General features: G+C 28.5%; 1 protein-coding gene. It reads left to right on the top strand.

The features are described from left to right. Positions 1-473: 473 nt before the first annotated feature. Entirely contained in the window at positions 474-4,934 is a 4,461-nt protein-coding gene (locus tag ACKI5C_RS02015; RefSeq protein WP_407431518.1) for a hypothetical protein, read from the top strand. Positions 4,935-5,043: the final 109 nt, after the last annotated feature.

Consider the following 5,043-nt stretch of genomic DNA (forward strand, 5'->3'; position numbering starts at 1 on the left):
GACTAGTTTAAAATCATTATTTTATAATGATTTTTCTTTTTTTTTTAGCTAATTTAATTGTTGAAAACTAAAAATTATAATTAAATTTTTAATACAACTAACTGAAGTACATCACTACATGATTGTTTTATTAGGATTTAAAATTTAAAGTCATGTGATTTTGACTATCAATATTGATTGTGCGAACATATTTTCATCATTTATAAGGAGAATCGACTCTAAAAATACGGTAATTTATTATATTAAATAATAATCTCACTATTTTCACTGAAATTTTTAAATATTATTTGATTTTTTACTATTTATTTTTTTTACAGATTTATGAAACTTATTTTTTTATTTAACTTATTTTAATTTATTTAATCAGGTTTTTAATGTGCAAGCAAGCACTTGCACGCGAAAAACTTTATATATACATTATTTAAAAAATAATATTGTTTATTATACATTTTTTTATGGGGGAGTTTTGTTTAATGATAAATTTTAAAGTTTTAATTAGTTTATTAGTCTTGCTTCCATTATGTTTGGGGGCAGTTTGTGCAGCGGATATGAATCATACTGATGATTCAATTAGTGTAGATAGTAATCTTTCTGGTTTTAGTGGTGTTGGTTCTAGTCAGACTCATCACTTGGATATTTTAGGTGTTGCTGATTCAGACTCATCTAGTCTGGATGATAAGTTAGGCAGCCCTGATATAATTGTTAATACTCCTAAACCTATTCATACTGTGGATGTATCTTTATATACTCCAAAAGGAACATTTGATGATCTTCAATTAGAGATAAATAAAGCAGCAAAGGGGTCTGTTTTAATATTGAATAAAGACTACAATGGACATAAAGGTTCCAGAATTGATTTAAGTAAAGATTTAACAATTGATGGTCAAGGTCACACACTTAATTGTTTAGGATTAGATGGATGCAGTGCATTTTATTCCAGTAGTGGAAAAATAGTTCTAAAAAACCTCAATATAATTAACGGTCATAATGACAATACCAAAAAAGGTGGAGCCATCTATATTAAAGGTTCAGCTCAATATACTATTTATAATTGTACTTTTTCTAATAATTGGGCTAAAAATTATGGTGGTGCAATATATAATGAAAATAAAAAGGATCTTGTAGTTGATGGTTGTGTTTTTAAAGGAAATAAAGCCAATGGAGAAAATGGTGGTGCAATTTTTTCCAATGGTATAGTTCATATTAATCAATGTGATTTTATTAATAATTTGGCCTGTGTTGATGGTGGTGCTGTTTGCTGTGAAAACCATGTAGGTGTAGTGGGCAGTTCATTTACTTCCAATAAAGCTACCGGTGCTAAAGTTTACCAGTGCTGGGGAGGTGCAATCAAAAGTTCCGGAACAGTAACAGTTGAAGATTCTATTTTTATAAAGAATTATGCTGCAGATTATGGTGGAGCAATATATGCAAATAATGTATATGTAATGAAAAACAATGCTACTTCAATATTTGAGGGTAATACTGCTGATGATAATGATGGTGGTGCTGTTTATGCTAAAAATGATGTAAGGGCGTATGATACTTCATTTGCTAATAATGTGGCTCAAAATAAAGGTGGTGCTATATATGGTGGAAATAAAGTAAGTAGTGGGGGCTGTTTCTTTATGTCTAATAGTGTTAGAGGTAGTTCTCATGATTATAGTGATGGTGGTGCTGTACATGGTTGTGAAGTATTTATTGACAATTCTACATTTGAAGACAATCGTGCTGTGGTATCTTCAGATGGTGGTGCGGTTTATTCAGTTAAGCATATTCATATTAATATAAATCAGGATATTTCAAATCCTTCTTATTCTTATTTTACTGGTAATAGTGCTCATTATGGTGGTGCTTTATACAGTGCTGCGGGTAATATTTATGGTAAAAATGTTGTTTTTGAATTAAATAAAGCATCTGATTCTAGTATTGCTAGGTCAACTGGTCTTAAGTGTTTTATTAATTTAACTAACTGTTTTTATCAGAATAATTTCTGTAATAATAAAGGCGGTAAAGATTTCGATGCGGTGAAAGTTTATACTGATAATAATGCTTTAATTGTTAGTTTAAAAGGTGATAATGTTTATGATGATTTATCCAGTGTTTCTTTGGATAAGGAGAATGTTACTTTTTGGGTTGATAATTCTAAAAATTTAAAGGATATTTTTAGTTTTATTGAAAATAAAAAACCTCTTTGGAATAATATTAATATTACATTAGCTCCGCATACTACTTTTAAAGTTGATTTTACTGATTATCATAACTTTGCTTTGCATATAGGTAATGCAAATTTATGTATTAAAGGTACTGTTGATTCAGTTATCTGTGGAAACGATAATAAAAATAATTTTCTTTATGTTAGGGATAGTGCTAAAGTTTCTTTGGTAAATGTTACTGTTAAAAATTTCAAGCATTGTTTTATAAATAAAGGTACTGTCTGCTGTATTAAATCTAATTTCTTATATAATGATGCATATGATAAGTATACTCTTGTTTCTGGTGGCGTAATGGAAAATTATGGAAGTGTGTACTTTGATAAGTGTTTGTTTAAAGGAAATAGGGCTTCTATGGAACTTACAAGTGTAAGTGTTAAAGAGGATTATTGGGGTAGTGTTTTATATGCTGGTCAAAAATCATTTAATGTTTTTCATGACTGTGATTTTAAAGATTCATTAAGTAGTTTTATTAAAGCATGCGATTATAGTTTAACTGTTTTGTATCAGGATAATAACCTTGATAATGTTTTTAAGGATTGTTATTTTGCTAAAACTGCATGTTTATCAACTGTCTCTAATCAAGTTTATGAAGATAAGTTTGTTTTAAATTGCAGTGATGTTAGCCAGCTTAAGAATGCTTTGTATTTGGTTAATTCTTTTACTCCTAATTGTGAGTCTGTTGTTATTAATTTAGAGCCGGGTGTTTATGAAATGGATAACGATTGGCTGGTTAAAGATATGAGGTCTATGGATTGGAGAGATGAGTTTTATCATCATTCTGTTTATACTCCTGATTATAAAGCTCCAAGTGCAATTGAAAGATATGCATTGGATGTAGGTGTTATTCCTATTGTTATTAATGGTAATGGTGCTACTGTTAGACTTTCTAAAAATGTGAAAAATCATGATGATCATTTTGCTTTTATTGGTTATGGTGGTCTTTTAACTTTAAATAATATTAGTTTTAGCAATTTCAATGGTATTTTTCACAATTATGGTACTTTAAATTTAATTAATTGTAATTTCAGTGATAATTATTATAAAAATTATGGTGCAGTTTTAAATGGTAATGGTTGTTCTAATTATCTTATTAACTGTACTTTTAAAAGTAATATTGTTGCTAAGGATAATACTAATATTTTGGATGTTAGTGATGCTTTTGTTAGATTTGATGGATGTGACTTTTCTGAGTTCTTTAAAAATACTAAATTTATTGGTAAGGCTAAAAATAGTGTTGTTGAGTCTTCATCTGCAATAAAAGATAATTTAATTTTATCCGGCGATTCTGTATTTTACAATATCGGTGATGTTATTGTTAATGGTAGTGTTATTCATCGTGGTGAAACTTATACTGTAAATATTATTGATAATGATTATTTAACTAATCTTACACAGGATATTTTATTGTTTGAACCTTCAAAATTGATTATGAATGTTTCTTGTGATTGTGATATTGATTTATCTAAATTAAATTATTGTGGTGATTTATTAATTTTAGGTAATGGTTTTAATGTTAATTTTGACTTTGGAAAAACTGTTAATGTTAATAGTGCTATTACTTTTGTAAATTTAACATTTACTAAATATTCTCATGCCATTTTTAATATTGCTAAAAATTGTATGTTTATGTCATGTAATTTTATAAATAATAAAGGAGCATATTTGTTTAAAAATAAAGGTTCATGCAGTTTGTTTAATTGTAGTTTTTATGGAAATAAAAACAGTGAAAATCTAATTTATAACGATGGAGGATCTTTGATTTTATGCAGTTGTAGTGTTCGTGATAATTCCTATAGTAATTATGGTTTGATTTATAATAATAAAGGAAGTTTGGTTGCCTTAAATTCTACTTTCACCAATAATGGTAAGTCTGTTATTGCTAATTTTGAAACTGATGACTGTGCTGTTTTTAACTCAACTGGATGTAATGTTTTAAATGATTATGAAAAGTATTCTATGACTGAAAAAATACTTATACGGACTGCTTTAACATGGACTGTGGGTATTGTGTCTTTTGGTGTAGGGTTTGTAGTTTCTGGTGTTTTAACTCCATTTTTAGTTGCTGTAACTCCTTATATTGGTTGGCTTAGTATTATACCAAGTTCTTTGATTGGTGCCGGTATTGGTATGGGTTTCGGTTTTATTGATGATGCCGTTATTGGTGGTTCTGCAAGAGATCACAGTAACAGATGGAACATTATTACTCAATATATGATAATTGGTGCAGCATTAGGAGCAATAGGTGGAACATACGGATACTTACATCCATTCTTTAAACTTAAAAAAGAATCTGAGCAGGCCATGGCAGTATATGTAGAAGAACAAGAAAAGCCTGAAGTTATATCAGAAAATGAAAACTCTGAAGTTATATCAGAAAATAAAAACCCTGATGATATACGGCAAATATTTGATGCATATGATATTAGTAAAAAAATGGATGTGGAAATTAATGAGCGTACTGTTAAATTATATGTTGTTGATGAAGTTGAATTATCGACTTATAATAAAGATATGGTTGTGAATTCTGTTGTAATGGCAGAAAAATTAAGAGAAGTTGATCCTGTTAAATATATAGTAGTCACTAATGTTGGAGATTTCGGAGTTCATGTAAATTTAATATTCAGTAATGGTGAAAAAGTACTTTTCACCGCAACCACTTATGGTTTTGAGCATGGCTATGCTGATAAACGTCAAGAGTTTGGCCTCATTGAAGAGGACTAGTTTAAAATCATTATTTTATAATGATTTTTCTTTTTTTTTTAGCTAATTTAATTGTTGAAAACTAAAAATTATAATTAAATTTTTAATACAACTAACTGAAGTACATCAC

Source organism: Methanobrevibacter sp. (assembly GCF_045646045.1).
In the GTDB taxonomy this organism is placed as follows: Archaea; Methanobacteriota; Methanobacteria; order Methanobacteriales; family Methanobacteriaceae; genus Methanocatella.